General features: G+C 57.6%; 16 protein-coding genes. 4 read left to right on the plus strand and 12 right to left on the minus strand.

What is annotated here, in order from left to right; all coding sequences use genetic code 11:
• Positions 1 to 9 precede the first annotated feature (9 nt).
• From fabZ to rpsB, 12 genes are all read right to left on the minus strand, one after another.
• A complete protein-coding gene (gene fabZ, locus AC1RMF_RS08110; protein WP_342617053.1) occupies positions 10 to 450 on the minus strand; it encodes a 3-hydroxyacyl-ACP dehydratase FabZ in 441 nt (146 codons plus the stop codon).
• Entirely contained in the window at positions 447 to 1,421 is a 975-nt protein-coding gene (lpxD, locus tag AC1RMF_RS08115; RefSeq protein WP_493141065.1) for a UDP-3-O-(3-hydroxymyristoyl)glucosamine N-acyltransferase, read from the minus strand. The genes fabZ and lpxD overlap by 4 nt, the downstream gene beginning before the upstream one ends.
• A gap of 25 nt (positions 1,422 to 1,446) precedes the next feature.
• Positions 1,447 to 1,956, minus strand: a complete 510-nt coding sequence (locus tag AC1RMF_RS08120; RefSeq protein ID WP_342617051.1) for an OmpH/Skp family outer membrane protein — start codon at positions 1,954 to 1,956, stop codon at positions 1,447 to 1,449.
• Positions 1,956 to 4,292, minus strand: coding sequence for an outer membrane protein assembly factor BamA (gene bamA / locus AC1RMF_RS08125; protein WP_493141066.1), 2,337 nt, complete (start codon positions 4,290 to 4,292; stop codon positions 1,956 to 1,958). Before bamA ends, AC1RMF_RS08120 begins: the two co-directional genes overlap by 1 nt.
• Before the next feature lie 32 nt (positions 4,293 to 4,324).
• The gene (rseP, locus tag AC1RMF_RS08130) at positions 4,325 to 5,686 is read right to left on the minus strand and encodes an RIP metalloprotease RseP (protein WP_493141067.1); all 1,362 of its coding nucleotides are present in this window, start codon (positions 5,684 to 5,686) and stop codon (positions 4,325 to 4,327) included.
• A gap of 15 nt (positions 5,687 to 5,701) precedes the next feature.
• Positions 5,702 to 6,892 carry a 1-deoxy-D-xylulose-5-phosphate reductoisomerase gene (dxr, locus tag AC1RMF_RS08135; protein WP_342617048.1) on the minus strand — a complete coding sequence of 397 codons (1,191 nt, stop codon included), beginning with the start codon at positions 6,890 to 6,892 and terminating at the stop codon, positions 5,702 to 5,704.
• On the minus strand, positions 6,889 to 7,743 hold the full coding sequence (locus tag AC1RMF_RS08140; RefSeq protein WP_493141068.1) for a phosphatidate cytidylyltransferase: 855 nt from the start codon (positions 7,741 to 7,743) through the stop codon (positions 6,889 to 6,891). The genes dxr and AC1RMF_RS08140 overlap by 4 nt, the downstream gene beginning before the upstream one ends.
• An 11-nt stretch (positions 7,744 to 7,754) precedes the next feature.
• Positions 7,755 to 8,483, minus strand: coding sequence for a polyprenyl diphosphate synthase (uppS, locus tag AC1RMF_RS08145; RefSeq protein ID WP_493141069.1), 729 nt, complete (start codon positions 8,481 to 8,483; stop codon positions 7,755 to 7,757).
• A gap of 29 nt (positions 8,484 to 8,512) precedes the next feature.
• Positions 8,513 to 9,073, minus strand: a complete 561-nt coding sequence (gene frr, locus AC1RMF_RS08150) for a ribosome recycling factor (protein WP_493141070.1) — start codon at positions 9,071 to 9,073, stop codon at positions 8,513 to 8,515.
• Positions 9,074 to 9,119: 46 nt separating this feature from the next.
• Complete coding sequence (gene pyrH / locus AC1RMF_RS08155; RefSeq protein ID WP_342617044.1) at positions 9,120 to 9,842, minus strand: UMP kinase; 723 nt, start codon at positions 9,840 to 9,842, stop codon at positions 9,120 to 9,122.
• Positions 9,843 to 9,883: 41 nt separating this feature from the next.
• Positions 9,884 to 10,807, minus strand: coding sequence for a translation elongation factor Ts (gene tsf, locus AC1RMF_RS08160; RefSeq protein WP_342617042.1), 924 nt, complete (start codon positions 10,805 to 10,807; stop codon positions 9,884 to 9,886).
• Positions 10,808 to 10,892: 85 nt separating this feature from the next.
• Positions 10,893 to 11,639 carry a 30S ribosomal protein S2 gene (gene rpsB, locus AC1RMF_RS08165; RefSeq protein WP_342617041.1) on the minus strand — a complete coding sequence of 249 codons (747 nt, stop codon included), beginning with the start codon at positions 11,637 to 11,639 and terminating at the stop codon, positions 10,893 to 10,895.
• Positions 11,640 to 11,864: 225 nt separating this feature from the next.
• Here rpsB and AC1RMF_RS08170 point away from each other — a divergent pair, with 225 nt between their 5' ends.
• Genes AC1RMF_RS08170 through AC1RMF_RS08185 form a run of 4 tightly spaced genes read left to right on the plus strand, consistent with a single transcriptional unit; the run spans position 11,865 to position 16,347 of the window.
• On the plus strand, positions 11,865 to 13,109 hold the full coding sequence (locus AC1RMF_RS08170; protein ID WP_493141071.1) for an FAD-dependent oxidoreductase: 1,245 nt from the start codon (positions 11,865 to 11,867) through the stop codon (positions 13,107 to 13,109).
• A gap of 59 nt (positions 13,110 to 13,168) precedes the next feature.
• Positions 13,169 to 14,011, plus strand: coding sequence for an HDOD domain-containing protein (locus AC1RMF_RS08175; RefSeq protein WP_342617039.1), 843 nt, complete (start codon positions 13,169 to 13,171; stop codon positions 14,009 to 14,011).
• A 10-nt stretch (positions 14,012 to 14,021) separates the two neighbouring features.
• A complete protein-coding gene (locus AC1RMF_RS08180; RefSeq protein ID WP_342617038.1) occupies positions 14,022 to 14,909 on the plus strand; it encodes an MBL fold metallo-hydrolase in 888 nt (295 codons plus the stop codon).
• Entirely contained in the window at positions 14,893 to 16,347 is a 1,455-nt protein-coding gene (locus AC1RMF_RS08185; protein ID WP_493141282.1) for an NAD(P)H-hydrate dehydratase, read from the plus strand. Before AC1RMF_RS08180 ends, AC1RMF_RS08185 begins: the two co-directional genes overlap by 17 nt.
• Positions 16,348 to 16,353: the final 6 nt, after the last annotated feature.

Below are 16,353 nucleotides of genomic sequence, written 5' to 3' on the forward strand. Positions count from 1 at the left end.
GCAACGGCCTCAGGCAATCGCACGCATGGCGCAGGTCAGCTCGGCTTCTACAGCGAGTTCGCCACCCACCTTGGCCTGTGCCTTGAATTTGAAGATGCCTGCCTTCATGCGTAGCATTTCGACTTCCAGAATGAGCTGGTCGCCAGGCTCCACCGGGCGCTTGAAACGGGCGCCGTCAATGCCGGCAAAGTAGTAAACCATCTCGTCGCTGGGCGATGTTCCCAGCGCGTCAAATGCCAACAACGCCGCAGCCTGCGCCAGCGCTTCCAGCATCAGGACGCCAGGCATGACGGGACGATGGGGAAAGTGGCCTTCGAAGAAGGGCTCGTTGATCGTGACATTCTTCAATGCCTTGATGGTCTTGCCTTTATCAAGCTCCAGCACCCGATCCACCAATAGGAACGGGTAGCGATGCGGAAGCTGTTTGAGAATTTTGTGGATGTCCATCATGATTTATTTTCTTTCTCCAAAATTTTGATGCGGTCACGCAAGGTGTGCAATTGCTTGAGCGTTGCAGCGTTGCGCTCCCACGTGGCGTTTTCATCCAGGGGAAATACACCGGTGTAATGCCCTGGTTTGGCAATTGACTTGGTAACGACGGTGGCCGCTGAAATATGCACGCCTTCGGCAAGGGTCAAATGCCCCAGCACCACTGCGCCACCGCCAATGGTGCAATTCGGGCCGATGATGGCGCTACCCGCCACACCAACGCAGCCCGCCATGGCGGTATTGCGCCCCACCCGCACGTTATGGCCGATCTGAATCAAATTGTCCAGCTTGACGCCGTCTTCAATGACGGTGTCCTGCAGCGCGCCACGGTCTATGCAGGTATTGGCGCCGATTTCCACATCGTCCCCGATGCGTACCGCGCCAAGCTGCTCAATCTTTTCCCACTGCGAACCATTGGGTGCAAAGCCAAACCCATCGGCGCCGATGACGACTCCAGAATGCAGGATGCAGCGAGCCCCCACATGGCAGTCCTCACCCACCGTCACGCGCGACCTGAGCACGGTACCTGCACCAATGCGGGCGCCTCGCTCCACCACGCACAGGGGACCAACGTAGGCACTCTCATGCACTTGCGCCAGAGGGTCTACCACGGCACTGGCATGCACGCCCATCAACTTGTTCCCATTGGTCTGCTTGCGCCACAGTTGCGTCAACCGCGCGTAATACAGATAGGGGTTGTCGGTGAGGATAAGACGCACACCTTCTGCCGCGCTCCCCCGCATGGAGGGGGCCACGATCACGCACCCCGCACGGGTGGTGCGAAGTTGCGACTGGTAGCGTGGATTGCTGAGAAACCCGATGTGCCCAGGCTGGGCGGACTCTAGCGGGGCGAGCCCCTGGATGTCGAGATCGGGGTCCCCCACGAGCTCCCCACCCAGTACCTCAATGATGGATGCCAGCGACAAAGGCATGGCTCAACACGCTCTTGCAGAGCGTTTACTTGACACCAGCGTTCAGTATCTTGATGACCTTGTCAGTGATGTCAATCTTGGGATTGAAATACACCGCTTCTTGGACAACCAAGTCGTACTTCTCTGATTCAGCCAGCTGTTTGATGGCCTTGGTCGCCTTGTCATACACCTGCTGCAGCTCTTCGTTGCGACGGCCATTGAGGTCCTCGTCAAACTCGCGCTTTTTGCGCTGGAAGTCGCGGTTCTGTTCCACGAACTCCTTCTGCTTGGCCGCACGCTGGCTCTCGGTCATGGTGGGCGCATCGCGATCGAACTTTTCGCTGAAAGACTTCAGCGAATTCTGCAAATCAGCCAAATCCTTTTGGCGCTTGGAAAACTCCGCTTCCAGCTTGGCAGTAGCAGCCTTGGCAGGTCCGGACTCACTGGTAATGCGCTGCGAGTTAATGAACGCAATACGGGATTCCTGCGCCTGAGCACCAGCTGCCAGAAACATGCCCAGCAGGCCAGAAACCAAAATCGTCTTAAGTGTCTTCATTAGAAAGAAGTTCCAATCTGAAATGCCAAGGTCTGTATTTTATCCCCATCAAGCTGCCGCACTGGCTTGGCCCACGCCAATCGCAAAGGCCCGACTGGCGAAATCCAGCTGACACCAATACCTACAGACGCGCGCATGCTATCGACTTGAATGCTCTCATTTGCGTCATACACGCCGCCGGCATCAAAGAAACCGAACCAGCGCAATGTTCTATCGTTGCCGCCTCCGGGGAAGGGCGAAAGGACCTCTGCGTTGAAGGTCACGCGCTTGGCTCCCCCGGTAGCTGTTGTACTGGTCGAGGAGCCAGCAGCCAAGGCAGCCAGCCTTTGCGACGTAGTAGTCAAACTTCCAGATTCGAAGCCACGCACCGTGCCCAAGCCGCGATTGCCCAGACCTCCCGAGGTGTAGTTCTTGAACACCGGGTAACTCAGACCGTCAGTGCCCGACCCAAGGGAAATCTCGCCATTCAAGGCCAGCGTGGTGCGCTTGGACAAAGGAAAGTACTGCTGCAACTGTGCCGTTCCACGCACATAGCGCAGGTCACCCGCCACACTCCACTCTGCATTCAAACTGCTGATGCGACCCGTACTGGGCGCTAAGCCACTATCGGTCGTATTGCGCGACCAGCCGGCAGTCAAAGGCAAGGACGTGGTGGTGTAACCAAACTCGTTGGCGAAATCCAGGTAAACCGTGGGAAGGTAAGTCCCCGGAATAATGTCCGTCTGGTCTACGCCAGCGCCAAGAAAGACGGTATCCACATCGGTGAAAGGCACGCCAAATACCACGCTGGCACCAGTGGTCCGGATGGCATAGCTGTCCACGTCGGAATAGGGTCTGGTGGTGCGCTGGGCAATATTGATCGAGCGCGAAACACCGTCTTCCGTGAAATACGGATTGGTGGTGCTAAGAACCAAAGTGCGGTTGTATTGGCTGGTATTGAGTGAAAGACCCAGCGAATTACCAGAGCCAAAGGCATTGTCCTGATTGAAGCCGAAGGTCAGGCCCAGACCTTCGGAGCTGGAAACGCCGGCACCCAGACTGATGCTGCCAGTCGGCTTTTCCACGACGTTGATGGTCAGATCCACTTCATCTTGCGTCCCTGGGACTTCCTGAGTGTCCATGGTGACCTCTTTGAAGTAACCAAGACGGTCCACACGGTTGCGGGATTGCCGGATCTTTTCGCCGTCGTACCAGGAGGCTTCCAACTGACGGAATTCACGGCGAATCACTTCGTCGCGGGTTCTGTCGTTGCCCGCCACGTTGATGCGGCGCACATAGGCACGGCGCGCCGGATCACCCACCAAGGTGATCTCCACACGATTGGTCGTGCGGTCTATGTCGGTCTTGGCTTCAACCCGACCGAAGGCAAAACCAAAATTGCCGTAATAGTCGCTGAAGGCCTTTGTGGTCTGCGCCACCTGATCGGCGTTATAGGCCTCACCCGCTTTGATGGTGATCAGTGACCGGAACTCTTCGTCCTTGCCCAAGTAATTGCCAGCCATCTTGATCTTGGAGACTACGAAGCGATCGCCCTCGGTCACGTTGATGGTGATGCTCATGCCCTGCTTGTCCGGCGAAATGGCTACTTGCGTGGAGTCCACCTTGAACTCCAGATAGCCCTGGTTCAGGTAGAAGGAGCGAAGCGATTCGATGTCCGCGTTGAGTTTGGTCCGCGAATACCGGTTGGACTTTGTGTACCAGCTGAGCCATCCACCGGTGTCCTGATCAAACAGGTCCAGTAGCTTGGACTCGGAGAACGCGCTGGCCCCCACGATGTGGATTTCCTTGATCTTGGCCGTATCTCCCTCGGTGACGGCAAAACTCAAATTGACACGATTGCGGTCAACCGGCGTAACAGTGGTAACCACTTCGGTGGCGTACATGCTCTTGCTGATGTACTGGCGCTTGAGCTCCTGCTCAGCCCGGTCCACCAGCGCCTTGTCATACGGACGCCCATCGGCAAGCCCCACATCCCGTAGCGCCTTCTTGAGAACATCCTTATCGAATTCCTTGGTTCCCGAAAAATCGACATTGGCAATCGTTGGACGCTCTTCCACGATGACAATCAGCACGCCATCCTTGGCGTCTATGCGAACGTCCTTGAACAGCCCCAAGGCAAACAGGGCACGAATGGAGGCCACTGCCTTTTCATCGGTGTAGGTGTCTCCCACGCGAACGGGGATGGAAGCGAACACGGTACCTGCTTCCACGCGCTGCAAACCTTCCACCCGAATGTCGCGCACTGGAAAAGGATCCAGCGCCATGGCAGCTTGCGCAACGATGCCAGCGACCACCGCAGCAACCGCACGCAATACAAAAATTGAATTCAAACGCATGTTAAGAATATTCGGGTAGAGAAACAAACAGATCAGGTCAACAGCCTGGAGAGATCGTTAAACATGGCGATGGACATCATCACCAGCAATATGGCAAACCCAACGCGCTGGAGCCGAGCCAGCCACACTTCAGAAACGGCGTGCCCGGTAAGACCTTCCCAACCATAATACATCAGGTGTCCACCATCGAGGACAGGCAACGGAAGCAGGTTGAGAACCCCCAAACTGATGCTGATAAGCGCCAGGAAAACCATGAATTGCTCCAGCCCCATAGCAGCAGATTGCCCTGCATAATCGGCGATGGTGATAGGGCCACTGAGATTTTTTACCGATGACGCACCTGTCACGATCTGCCCCATCATGCGCAACGTCAAGGTAGAGACCTCCCAGGTCTTTACCGCAGCTTTGCGCACACCATTTACAAATCCGTGACGAATCTTTACCGTCGCAGGCGCTTCACCAATCATGGCGCCCACGCGTCCAATTGTGCGATTGGCCTCGCGTTCCTGGCGTGGAGTGATCGCCAGTTCCACGCGGACACCATCGCGTTGCAGCAACCAGTGCTGAACGCGCGGGACTTCGTTGGCTCCGGATTCACGTATGTACTCGCGCAATTGCGCTGAATCCGCGATGCGCCTTCCGTCCACCTGCAGCACTAGGTCGCCATGACGCAAGCCTGCTGCTGCAGCGACACTACCCGGTGCCACATCACCGATGCGAGCGTTGGATAGTGGCGAGATAAAGCCGATGCTGCGAAACATGGTGGCATCTGCATGGCTTGCGTCCAATCCTTCCAAAGCCAGCACGGTGGACTGCCGCACCGTACTGTCTGGTGTGAGGTACTCCACTTGAAGGTTCGCTGAACCCAGAGCAGCGCGTGTCAACCACCAACGGAAATCTTCAAAAGACTGCACGTCAGTGAGGGGGTCACCCACAAACCCGACAGCCAGAATGCGCTCGCCTCCTGCGAACCCGGCCTTTTCCGCAAATGACTCCGCGGGCGGGCGAGATACCAGGGGCGCCGGTTCGGTAACTCCCATCCAATTGACGCAGGAGTAGAGAATCAACGCGAGGCACAGATTGGCCAACGGCCCAGCAGCCACAATGGCGGCGCGGCTGCGCAAAGGCTTGCGGTTGAAGGCAAGCGCCAACTCGGATGGGTCTACCGGGGCCTCTCGCTCGTCGAGCATCCTGACGAAACCACCCAGAGGCAATACGCTCAAGCGGTATTCGGTGCCCGAGCGGCGTGAAGTCCATCCCGCCAGACGCGGGCCGAATCCGATGGAAAACTGCAATACCTTGACGCCACAAGCCCGCGCCATGGCAAAGTGCCCCCACTCGTGCACGGCAACCAACAACGCAATGGCAAAGAGAAAGGCTACTACGGTTAGCATGAAGGCTCTACAGGCCTACGCGCAGAGCTGTTGCACCGCATGCCGCGCGACGGTGCGCGACTGCAAATCGAGTTCGAGCAAGGCTTCCAGCGAATCGGGCCGGGAAAAATGAACCTGGGCCAAGGTTTCCAGATTGACATGGTGGATCTGGTCAAAGCGGATGCGACCATTCAGGAATGCGTCCACGCCCACCTCATTGGCTGCGTTCAGTACGGCAGCGGAGCTGGCTGGCCCTTCCAGAACTTGCCAAGCCAATTGAAGACCAGGGTAGCGACGCTGGTGTTCGGCAGATGAAAAGGGCTCAAATGTCAGAGCGGCCATCTGCGTGAAGTCCAAGGCTGAAGCACCGTTCCGGATGCGCCGGGGCCAGGAAAGCCCGTATGCGATCGGCCCGCGCATATCGGGTGTTCCCAACTGGGCGACGACCGAGTTGTCAACGAACTGCACCATGGAATGGATCACACTTTGAGGATGAATCACCACTTCTATGGCGCGTGGCTCCATGCCAAACAGGAACTTGGCCTCGATGACCTCCAGCGCCTTGTTCATCATCGTTGCAGAGTCCACTGATATCTTGCGCCCCATGACCCAGTTGGGATGGGCACAGGCCTCTTGCGGGGTTACCGTATGCAGCGTCTCTGGTGCGCGCGTACGAAACGGCCCACCGGATGCGGTAAGAATGATTTTGTCCACCAGACTCTTCCAGGTGGAAGGGTCGTCCGGCAGGGACTGGAAGACGGCGGAATGTTCGCTATCGATAGGCAAAAGAGTTGCTCCACCGGCATGCACCGCGTCCATGAACAAATGCCCGCCAACGACCAACGCTTCCTTGTTGGCCAACAGCAGACGCTTGCCCGTACGCGCCGCAGCCATGCATGGAGCAAGACCTGCTGCACCCACAATGGCAGCCATGACCGTATCCACTTCGGGATGGGAGACAACGTCGACCAATGCCTGGGGGCCTGAAAGAACCTGGACCAACAATCCATGGGCAGCGCAACGATCCTTCAATACGCGCGCGCTGGCAGCATCCGCCATCACGGCATAGGTTGGCAAGAAGTCACAACACTGTTTGAAAAGCGTGTCCACACTGGTGGAGGCGGTCAGGGCAAACACCGCGTACTGATCCGGATGCATTCCCATCACGTCCAGCGTGTTGACACCAATGGAGCCAGTGGATCCCAATATGACGACACGTTGCTTCATTGCAGACCTCCGCTCACCAGCATCATGGCCAATGGCAATGTCGGCAGCAACGCATCCACACGATCCAGAACCCCACCATGGCCAGGCAACAGCTTACTACTGTCCTTCACCCCGGCCGCACGCTTGAACAGTGACTCCACCAGGTCTCCTACGACGCTCATGGCCACGAGAAAAACTAGTCCGACCGACAACAGGGGGGTCCCCATCATCCACAGACGGGTATAAATGCTGACGGATTGCCTATCCACATGCGACTCCAGCGCCATCCAGAGCAACGCCACCAGGAAGACGGCAACCATTCCACCCACCACACCCTCCCAGGTCTTGCCCGGGCTGATGCTAGGGGCCAGCTTGTTGGGGAAAATCCGTCCGCCAAACGCACGTCCGGAGAAATAGGCACCAATGTCGGCAGCCCACACCAGCACCAGAACCGACAAAAGAAAATTGACACCGATTACGCGAGCCTGCATGACGGCCAGCCATGCCGCCCACAGCAACAAGACTCCGCCTGTCAATCGCAGCACGCGTGGGAAACCCTGCCATGCAGCAACTCCAGAGCGCAACGCCCACGCACCAGCAATTACCCAAAAGGCACCAACCAACATCCACAAGTTGCCCAGCCTCACATAGGGCATGCCCAAGTACCAGGCGCCAGCGCACAGCAAGGCACAGACCAGCCCGGTGAGAAGTGCAGCCATGCGCTCAAATCCGTTGAGATTGGCCCACTCCCACGCCGCGCACGTCAGTAGAACAAGCGTCACAACTCCGAACGGCGTGGCATTTGAGTAGAAGGTGGCAGGCAGCAATATCGCCAGCAACACCAGGGCTGTCAGGATTCTTTGCTTGAGCATAGAGAGTCCGCTTAAGCGGATGCGTTTTTGGAGGCCGGCAATTGCTCGGTCGTCATGCCGAAGCGACGTTCACGCGAAGCAAAAGCCTGAATGGCGGCTTCCAGGGCTGCTTCATCAAAGTCTGGCCACAGTACTTCGGAGAAATAAAGCTCACTGTACGCAGCTTGCCACAGCAAGAAGTTGCTCAGGCGCATTTCACCGCCCGTTCGGATGATCAGATCGGGGTCACCGCAGGTGCTGGTCGACAATTTTGCAGATAGGCTTTCCTCGGTGATCTCCTCACCAGCAGACGCCAATTGTTGTGCAGCATGCACTACGTCCCAACGTCCGCCATAGTTGAAGCAGACATTGAGCGTAATCACCTTGTTATCCGCTGTTTCACGCTCTGCCGTGTCCAGGCTCTGGCGCACACGCTCAGACAGGCCTTGACGTGAGCCTATGAATTGCAGCTTGACGCCGTCTTTTTTGAGTTGGTTCAGTTCGCGGGACAGGGCCACCACCAGAATATCCATCAGAGCGGATACCTCGTCGGCCGGACGTCTCCAATTTTCGGAGGAAAAAGCGAATACCGTCAGAACCTTGACACCGTGCAACGCACAGCTTCGCACCGTGCGCTTGAGTACATCAACGCCTTGTTTGTGGCCCGCAATTCGCGGCAAGAAACGCTTGGACGCCCAGCGCCCATTGCCATCCATCACGATAGCAATGTGGCCTGGGACAGACACCGGTGCAACGGCCATTGTTGATCGAGAGAGCAAGTAAACTGGCCTTAGACAGCCATGATGTCCTGCTCTTTGGACGCCACGAGGCGATCCACTTCGGCAATATGTTTGTCCGTGATCTTCTGAATGTCTGCTTCAGAGCGCTTTTGGTCATCTTCGGATGCCAGCTTGTCCTTGACCAGCTTCTTGACAGCATCGTTGGCATCGCGACGGATATTGCGAATGGCCACCTTGGCGCCTTCGCCTTCGCCGCGCACTACCTTGGTCAACTCGCGGCGACGCTCTTCCGTCATGGCGGGCATGGGTACGCGGATCAACTCGCCCATGCTGGATGGGTTCAGGCCAAGGTCGCTGTCGCGAATGGCCTTTTCGATCTTGGCAGCCATGTTCTTTTCCCAGGGCTGAATACCAATGGTGCGCGCGTCAATCAGCGACAGATTGGCAACCTGGCTGATGGGGAGCATGGACCCGTAGTAATCCACGTGCACCGTATCCAGCAAGGCGGGATTGGCACGGCCTGTACGTATCTTGGTGAGGTTGTGTTTGAAAGACTCGATGGAGTGGTCCATCTTGCCTTCGAGCGTCTTTTTGATTTCGGCAATAGCCATTTTCTTATCCTCCGACCATCAAACTGCCAATGGGCAAAATCACAATTTACACGTGGACCAGGGTGCCTTCATCTTCCCCCATCACCACGCGCTTAAGTGCACCGTGCTTGAAGATGGAGAAAACCTTGATGGGCAGCTTCTGGTCGCGGCACAAGGCGAACGCCGTGGCATCCATGATGCCCAGGTTCTTCGACATGGCTTCATCGAACGTAATCTTGGAATAGCGCTTGGCGTCCGGGTCTTTCTTGGGGTCGGCCGAATACACGCCATCCACCTTGGTTGCCTTCAGAACAATCTGCGCTCCAATTTCTGCGCCACGCAATGCAGCGGCTGTATCGGTGGTAAAGAAAGGATTGCCCGTGCCGGCAGCAAAGATGACGACCTTGCCTTCTTCCAGATACTGCAATGCCTTGGGACGCACATAGGGCTCGACAACCTGCTCAATGGCAATGGCTGACATCACACGCGCCGTCAGTCCGGCCTTGTTCATGGTGTCACCCAAGGCCAAGGAGTTCATCACAGTTGCCAGCATGCCCATGTAGTCGGCAGTGGCACGGTCCATTCCCACAGAACCGCCGGCCACGCCACGGAAGATGTTGCCGCCGCCGATCACCACGGCAACCTCGACCCCCAGGCGCGTAACCTCGGCCACTTCTTCAACCATGCGCACAATGGTGTCGCGGTTGATGCCGAATTGGTCGTCCCCCATCAGCGCCTCACCAGACAATTTCAACAAAATTCTCTTGAAAGCGGGCTTTTCTTGCTGCATGGGGTACGTCCTGTCGGGCCTGGTTGGTGGGTTGAACGGAATTAGGCAGCCTGCTTGGCAGCGGCCACTTGAGCAGCCACTTCTGCAGCGAAGTCGTCCACCTTCTTCTCAATGCCCTCACCCACCACATACAGGGTGAAACCCTTGACGGTGGTGTTGGCGGCCTTGAGCATCTGCTCAACCGTTTGCTTGTCGTTCTTCACGAATGCCTGGTTGAACAGGGACACTTCCTTCAGGTACTTCTGCACGCCACCTTCGATGCGCTTGGCAACGATTTCAGCAGACTGCACGGGCTTGCCGGCCGCTGTGGCGATTGCCGCATCTTCTGCGGCCTTGGCCGATGCCACCGAACGCTCACGCTCCACCAACTCGGCAGGCACTTCAGCGCTGGACAGAGCCACAGGCTTCATCGCAGCCACGTGCATGGCAACGTCCTTGGCTGCCACTTCGTCACCGTCAAACTCAACGACCACACCAATGCGGGTGCCGTGCAGATAGGTAGCCAGCTTGGCGCCGCTTGCAAAACGCTTGAAGCGGCGGAACGTCATGTTCTCGCCAATCTTGCCGATCAGGCCTTTGCGCACATCTTCGAGCGTGGGACCAAAGCCATCCTGGCTGTAGGAAAGCGCACCCAGCGCTGCCACATCAGCGGGGTTGTGCTTGGCGATCAGTTCGGCAGCAGCCTTGGCCAATGCCAGGAAGCTGTCATTCTTGGTAACAAAGTCGGTTTCGCAGTTCACTTCGATCAGCGCGCCCACAGCGCCTTCCACAAAGCTTGCCACCACGCCTTCGGCAGTGATGCGTGCGGCGGCCTTGCCGGCCTTGCTGCCCAGCTTGACGCGCAGCAGCTCTTCCGCTTTTTCCATGTTGCCTTCAGCTTCGGTCAAAGCCTTCTTGCATTCCATCATGGGGGCGTCGGTCTTGCCACGCAGTTCAGCAACCATACTCGCAGTAATTGCAGCCATTTTCAGTTCTCCGTAATCAGTTCAAATTCAATAACAGCTTAAAAAAAAGGGGCAACAAAGCCCCCTTTTCTTGGCGGGCAATGCTTTAGGCAGCCTCGTTGACCTCAACAAACTCGTCTTCGGTTTCGGCCACAGCCTTGACCACGTCGTCCACGGCGTTGGCACGGCCTTCCAGAACGGCGTCAGCGATGCCACGGGCGTACAGGGTGACAGCCTTGGAGGAGTCATCGTTACCGGGGATCACGTAATCAATACCTTCAGGAGAGTGGTTGGAGTCCACCACACCAATCAGGGGAATGCCCAGCTTGCGGGCTTCGGCGATGGCGATCTTGTGGTAGCCCACGTCGATCACGAAAATCGCGTCCGGCAAGGTGTTCATGTCCTGAATGCCGCCGATGTCCTTTTCCAGCTTTTCCAGCTCGCGAGCAAACATCAGCTGCTCTTTCTTGCTCATGGATTCCAGACCGGCTTCTTGCTGGACCTTCATGTCCTTGAGGCGCTTGATGGAAGTCTTGACCGTCTTGAAGTTGGTCAGCATACCGCCCAACCAACGCTGATCAACGTAAGGCACACCTGCGCGCTGCGCTTCGGTGGCCACGATTTCTCGGGCTTGGCGCTTGGTACCCACCATCAAGATGGTGCCGCGCTTGGCGGAGAGTTGACGCACAAACTTGGCGGCGTCCTGGAACATCGGGAGCGACTTTTCCAGGTTGATGATGTGAATCTTGTTGCGATGACCGAAGATGAACGGGGCCATCTTGGGGTTCCAGAAGCGTGTTTGGTGACCAAAGTGGACGCCTGCTTCCAACATTTCGCGCATTGTGACTGCCATGTAATTTCTCCAAAGGTTAGGTCTTAAATCCGGCCCGTCAATTGCATTCAGTGAAGATAAAATTCTTCAAAAACACAACACCTTGTCAGAACCGGTTTGCGATTTATTGTGGGTGGTATCAAACGCACCACCTGCACAACCCGCGGATTTTAGCATGGAAGTACGGGTTTGCCCCCAGTTCCTCCCTGCCTCGTGTCCGACTCCTGAATGCAGAAATAGGTTTTCATGAAAATTGCGGTAATTGGCGCCGGGATCGTCGGCATGTGTACGGCATTCGAGCTGGCGCAGGATGGACACGAAGTCAGCATATTTGAACGCAATTCGTCAGTGGCACAAGAGGCCAGCTTTGCCTGTGCCGGCCACCTGTCGCCCAGCTTGTCACACCCGTTAGCACTTCCGGCGTGGCCACATGGCGCTTGGTTGCGCGCCGTCTCTGCCCGGTCCCCTCTTTCAGTTGGCAAGGGCTTTGGTCTGAGCGACCTGAAATGGCTGCTGGGCTGGAAGACACCTGGCCGCGATTTTCCGGCAAACCTGGCGGCCGCCTTTGCCTTGGCGGCATACAGCCTGGAGCAATTGCACAAACGCGCCACACAAGCCGCCTTGGCATTTGAGCAATCCCAGGGCAACCTGCTGCTGTGGCAGTCCGAGGCCGAGCTGGCGCAACACCAGGAACGCCTTAAGATTCTCAAGGAAGCCGGGCTGGTCTCGCAGGTGCTGACCGCCGCCGAAGCCCGCGCGCTGGAGCCAGCTTTGCAATCGGACTACGCCTTTGCCGCGGCCAGCTATTTTCCGGGGGATGAAATCGGCAACTGCAGGCAATTTGCCCATCTGCTCAAGGACAAGCTGACGCAATCCGGCGCACAGTTGCATTTCGGTACGCCAGTAAGCGGGATATCCTCCACGTCCGGCATCCAGATTCGTACAGCGGACGGCGTCACGCACGACGTCGACCAGGTTGTCACCTGCGCCGGCACCGGCAGTGCCGCTCTGGGATTGCCGGGCTTGCAGTCCTTGCCGCTGACCACGGTTTGGAGCTATTCGCTGAGCGCCCCCATTCGTGAGCCCCTGAACGCACCGCGCAGCGCCGTTCAGGATTGCCGCAACCACGTCACGATAAGCCGCATCGGCGCCCGCGTGCGCGTGGCTGGCGGTGCGGAAATAGGTTCGCGCAACCAGGGCAACGATGAGAAGACCGTCAAGCAGCTATACCGCAGCCTCAACACCCTGTTTCCCGGCGCTGCGGACTTCAGCCGCAATGCGCAACTTTGGAAGGGTGCGAGCCAATTCACGCCGGACGGCATGCCCCTGATCGGCCCCGGCAGCGGCCCCGGCATCTGGCTCAACCTGGGCCATGGTCAAAACGGCTGGACCATGGCCGCCGGTTCGGCCCGCATCATCGCTGACCTGGTGAGCGGCAGACAGACCGAACTGGATATCAGCAGACTACACCCCGGGCGCTTTCAAAGGTGAAATCGCTTTGCTCCCGTGCCACTAGCTGACACAATGGACAAAACATAAAAAGCCACGCTATGAGCCCTGAACTTTCCCAACGACTGACTGCCGCCGTTGACGGTATGCCTGCCTTTCCCAAGAGCGTGCAACGCATTCTGGAACTCACCCGTGACGTAAACAGCACGCCCAAGGATCTGGTGGACGTGATCGACAAGGATCCGGTGGTCACGGTCAAGATCCTCAAGGTGGTGAATTCGGCCTACTACAGTCTTCCCAAGCAGATCACATCTATCGGCCATTCAGTGGTGTACCTAGGCTTCAACACCATCAAGAACCTGGCACTCAGCATTGCGGCCATCGGCATGCTGCCAAAGGACAACGCCTCGGGTTTTGACGTGCAGCAATATCTTTTGCATTCCCTGGCGACGGCCGGATTGGCCAAGCAATTGGCTCACAAGGTGGATGACGCCGACCCGATGGATTGCTTTATTGCCGGACTGCTGCACGACTTTGGGAAAGTGGTGTTTGCCCAATTCATGTCCAACGAATTCAAAGCGGCGCTGGAAGAAAGCCAGGCCACCCAAACCCCTCTGCACAAGGCTTTGCAAAAGCACATCGGCGTTGATCACTTCGTGGTGGGGGCCATGCTGGCTGAAAAATGGCGTTTTGCGCCCGCCCTGATAGAAACCATTGGCCGCCAGAACCCGGACAATCTGAAAGATACGGACATGATTGCATGCGTATTCGCGGCCAATCAGATCAGCAAGAAGCTGCAGTTTGGGTTCGGAGGCAATCCATGTTTTGATGAGCTTCCGCCCGCAGTACAAAAGCGCCTGGGCGGAACCCTGGACGAAGTCATCGCCTCGATGGGCGACCTGAACGCCCTCTTCGAAGAGGCCAAAATTTTCGCGAAACTATGAGGCGAGCACGATGAAGGTCAAATTCTGGGGCGTACGCGGATCCATTGCCTGCCCGGGCCCCAAGACTGTTCGTTATGGCGGCAACACCACCTGCATCGAGATTCGCACCGACAACAATGAACTCATCATTCTGGATGCAGGCACGGGCATCTTCCCGCTCTCGCAAGCCCTGCTGGCGGAGTTGCCGGTCACGGCCAACGTACTGATTACGCATTCGCATTGGGACCACATCCAGGGCCTGCCCCTGTTCATTCCCAACTTCATTCCGGGCAACACGCTGCGCCTGCATGGTGGCTTCGACCCGGTCTCAGGCAAAGGCATTGAACAGGTGATGTCGGTACAGCTGCAGTACAGCTACTTCCCTGTTCGCGAAGCCGAAATGAAAGCGCGCATCGAATACGTCACCTTAACGCCGAATGAGACCGTGCAAGTGGGCTCCGCCAAAGTGACTCCTTGTCTGCTCAATCATCCGGTCATTGACTTTGGTTACCGCGTAGAGTGCAACGGTAAATCGGTTTTCTTTACGGGCGACCATGAGCCGCCTTACAACATCTACGAGCCTGGTGAGGAAGGGTATGACGAATACCAAGTGTTCGTGGACGAGAAGAACCAATCCATCTACGACGCCATACGAAACGTGGATGTTCTGATTGCCGACAGCTCTTATACCGATGCGGAATACGCCAGCAAAAAGGGCTGGGGACATGGCACCTACGGTAGCAGCATAGGCATCGCCAAGGCCGCCGGTGCCAAGGTGCTGTTCTGCACCCACCATGAACCCACTCGCAGCGACGATGCGCTGGAAACCGTCTTTGCGGCGGCACTGCAAGACCATGCACACAATGCCCAAGGTCTGGATGTCCGCCTGGCGCGTGAAGGCGATGTCTACGAATTCTGAACGCATAGTCCGCGCAAATAGCGCGTACTCACAACGTGCCTGGCCATTGCACACTGTGGAGCATGCCCGCAAGCTGGAAAGCTTGTACGCCAGCCAATCTGGCGCCATCCCGCTGATGCAAACTGCAGGCCTGGCACTTGCCCGGCTCGCCCTGGCACTAGCGCCCCACGCAAAAGTCATTTGGATTGCATGCGGCCCAGGCAACAATGGCGGGGATGGGATGGAAGCCGCCATGCATCTTCTGCAGTGGGGCAAGCAACCGGTTGTCAGCTTGGTGCATGACCCGCTCAAGGGACCTGCAGATGCACGCCGAGCCTGGGAGACCGCGCGGCAAGCGGGTGTCACCATGCAGTCCACGGTGCCGCCCCAGTTTGATGTCTGCCTGGACGCACTATTTGGAATTGGCGCGCAACGGCCCATTGCAGCTCCTTACGCGGATTGGGTGGAGTACATGAACGCGTCGGCATCACCCACCATCGCTGTCGATATCCCCAGCGGCCTGCACGCGGATCACGGATCCACACAGGACGTGCATGTGGTCGCGGACTTCACCTTGAGCTTGCTCACACTCAAGCCTGGTCTGTTCACCGCGTCCGGGCGGGATGCGTGCGGCGAGATCTGGTTCAATGACCTCGGGGTTGCAGAGGTTGCTTCACCACAAGCTGTCTTGTCCGGCCCGCCACCCGTCATTCACCGCCCCCATGCCAGCAACAAGGGGAGCTATGGCGATGTGGCTGTAGTCGGGGGCGCGCAAGGTATGACCGGAGCGGCACTGCTGGCCGCGCGCGGCGCCTTGCATGGTGGCGCAGGCCGCATATATGTATGTATGTTGGACGAGCAAGCGGCTGCACTGGATGTTCATTTTCCTGAACTGATGTTTCGTCCATTGGGCAGCCTTGACTGGTCGGACGTTACGGTCGTCGCAGGCTGTGGCGGGGGCGGCACTATCTCTGCGCAACTTCCCCAGCTAGTGCGCGAAGCGTGCGCACTGGTGCTGGATGCCGATGCGCTCAACCAGATCGCCCAAAGCCCCGACTTGCAGGTGCAGGTCCATCGGCGCAAGCCAAACTGCACCGTGATGACGCCCCATCCGCTGGAGGCTGCTCGGTTGCTAGGCACGAGCACCTACGCCGTTCAATCCGACCGACTGGGTGCAGCTAGCCAACTGGCTGAACGCTTCCAATGTGTAGTGATACTCAAGGGCTCGGGGACCATCATCGCCGCACCCCATTCAATGCCGCACATCAACCCGACCGGAAACGCCAAACTGGCCACGGCCGGCACGGGAGATGTGCTTGCGGGCTTGACGGGCGCCTATCTGGCGCAGGGACATGGGGCCCAGGAGGCTGCACGCGCAGCGGTATACCGCCACGGCCTTGCCGCGGACCACTGGCAGGGTCCGGTGCTCCACGCCTCCGAACTCTGCCAGCGCCTCTGACGTCGC

The sequence above is a fragment of the Rhodoferax sp. GW822-FHT04A08 genome (genome assembly GCF_058801025.1).

Excerpts from the sequence above, each read along its gene's own strand:
- fabZ (WP_342617053.1), bottom strand. The coding sequence starts at position 450 with ATGATGGACATCCACAAAATTCTCAAACAGCTTCCGCATCGCTACCCG.
- lpxD (WP_493141065.1), bottom strand. The coding sequence starts at position 1,421 with ATGCCTTTGTCGCTGGCATCCATCATTGAGGTACTGGGTGGGGAGCTC.
- AC1RMF_RS08120 (WP_342617051.1), bottom strand. The coding sequence starts at position 1,956 with ATGAAGACACTTAAGACGATTTTGGTTTCTGGCCTGCTGGGCATGTTT.
- bamA (WP_493141066.1), bottom strand. The coding sequence starts at position 4,292 with ATGCGTTTGAATTCAATTTTTGTATTGCGTGCGGTTGCTGCGGTGGTC.
- rseP (WP_493141067.1), bottom strand. The coding sequence starts at position 5,686 with ATGCTAACCGTAGTAGCCTTTCTCTTTGCCATTGCGTTGTTGGTTGCC.
- dxr (WP_342617048.1), bottom strand. The coding sequence starts at position 6,892 with ATGAAGCAACGTGTCGTCATATTGGGATCCACTGGCTCCATTGGTGTC.
- AC1RMF_RS08140 (WP_493141068.1), bottom strand. The coding sequence starts at position 7,743 with ATGCTCAAGCAAAGAATCCTGACAGCCCTGGTGTTGCTGGCGATATTG.
- uppS (WP_493141069.1), bottom strand. The coding sequence starts at position 8,483 with ATGGCCGTTGCACCGGTGTCTGTCCCAGGCCACATTGCTATCGTGATG.
- frr (WP_493141070.1), bottom strand. The coding sequence starts at position 9,073 with ATGGCTATTGCCGAAATCAAAAAGACGCTCGAAGGCAAGATGGACCAC.
- pyrH (WP_342617044.1), bottom strand. The coding sequence starts at position 9,842 with ATGCAGCAAGAAAAGCCCGCTTTCAAGAGAATTTTGTTGAAATTGTCT.
- tsf (WP_342617042.1), bottom strand. The coding sequence starts at position 10,807 with ATGGCTGCAATTACTGCGAGTATGGTTGCTGAACTGCGTGGCAAGACC.
- rpsB (WP_342617041.1), bottom strand. The coding sequence starts at position 11,639 with ATGGCAGTCACAATGCGCGAAATGTTGGAAGCAGGCGTCCACTTTGGT.
- AC1RMF_RS08170 (WP_493141071.1), top strand. The coding sequence starts at position 11,865 with ATGAAAATTGCGGTAATTGGCGCCGGGATCGTCGGCATGTGTACGGCA.
- AC1RMF_RS08175 (WP_342617039.1), top strand. The coding sequence starts at position 13,169 with ATGAGCCCTGAACTTTCCCAACGACTGACTGCCGCCGTTGACGGTATG.
- AC1RMF_RS08180 (WP_342617038.1), top strand. The coding sequence starts at position 14,022 with ATGAAGGTCAAATTCTGGGGCGTACGCGGATCCATTGCCTGCCCGGGC.
- AC1RMF_RS08185 (WP_493141282.1), top strand. The coding sequence starts at position 14,893 with ATGTCTACGAATTCTGAACGCATAGTCCGCGCAAATAGCGCGTACTCA.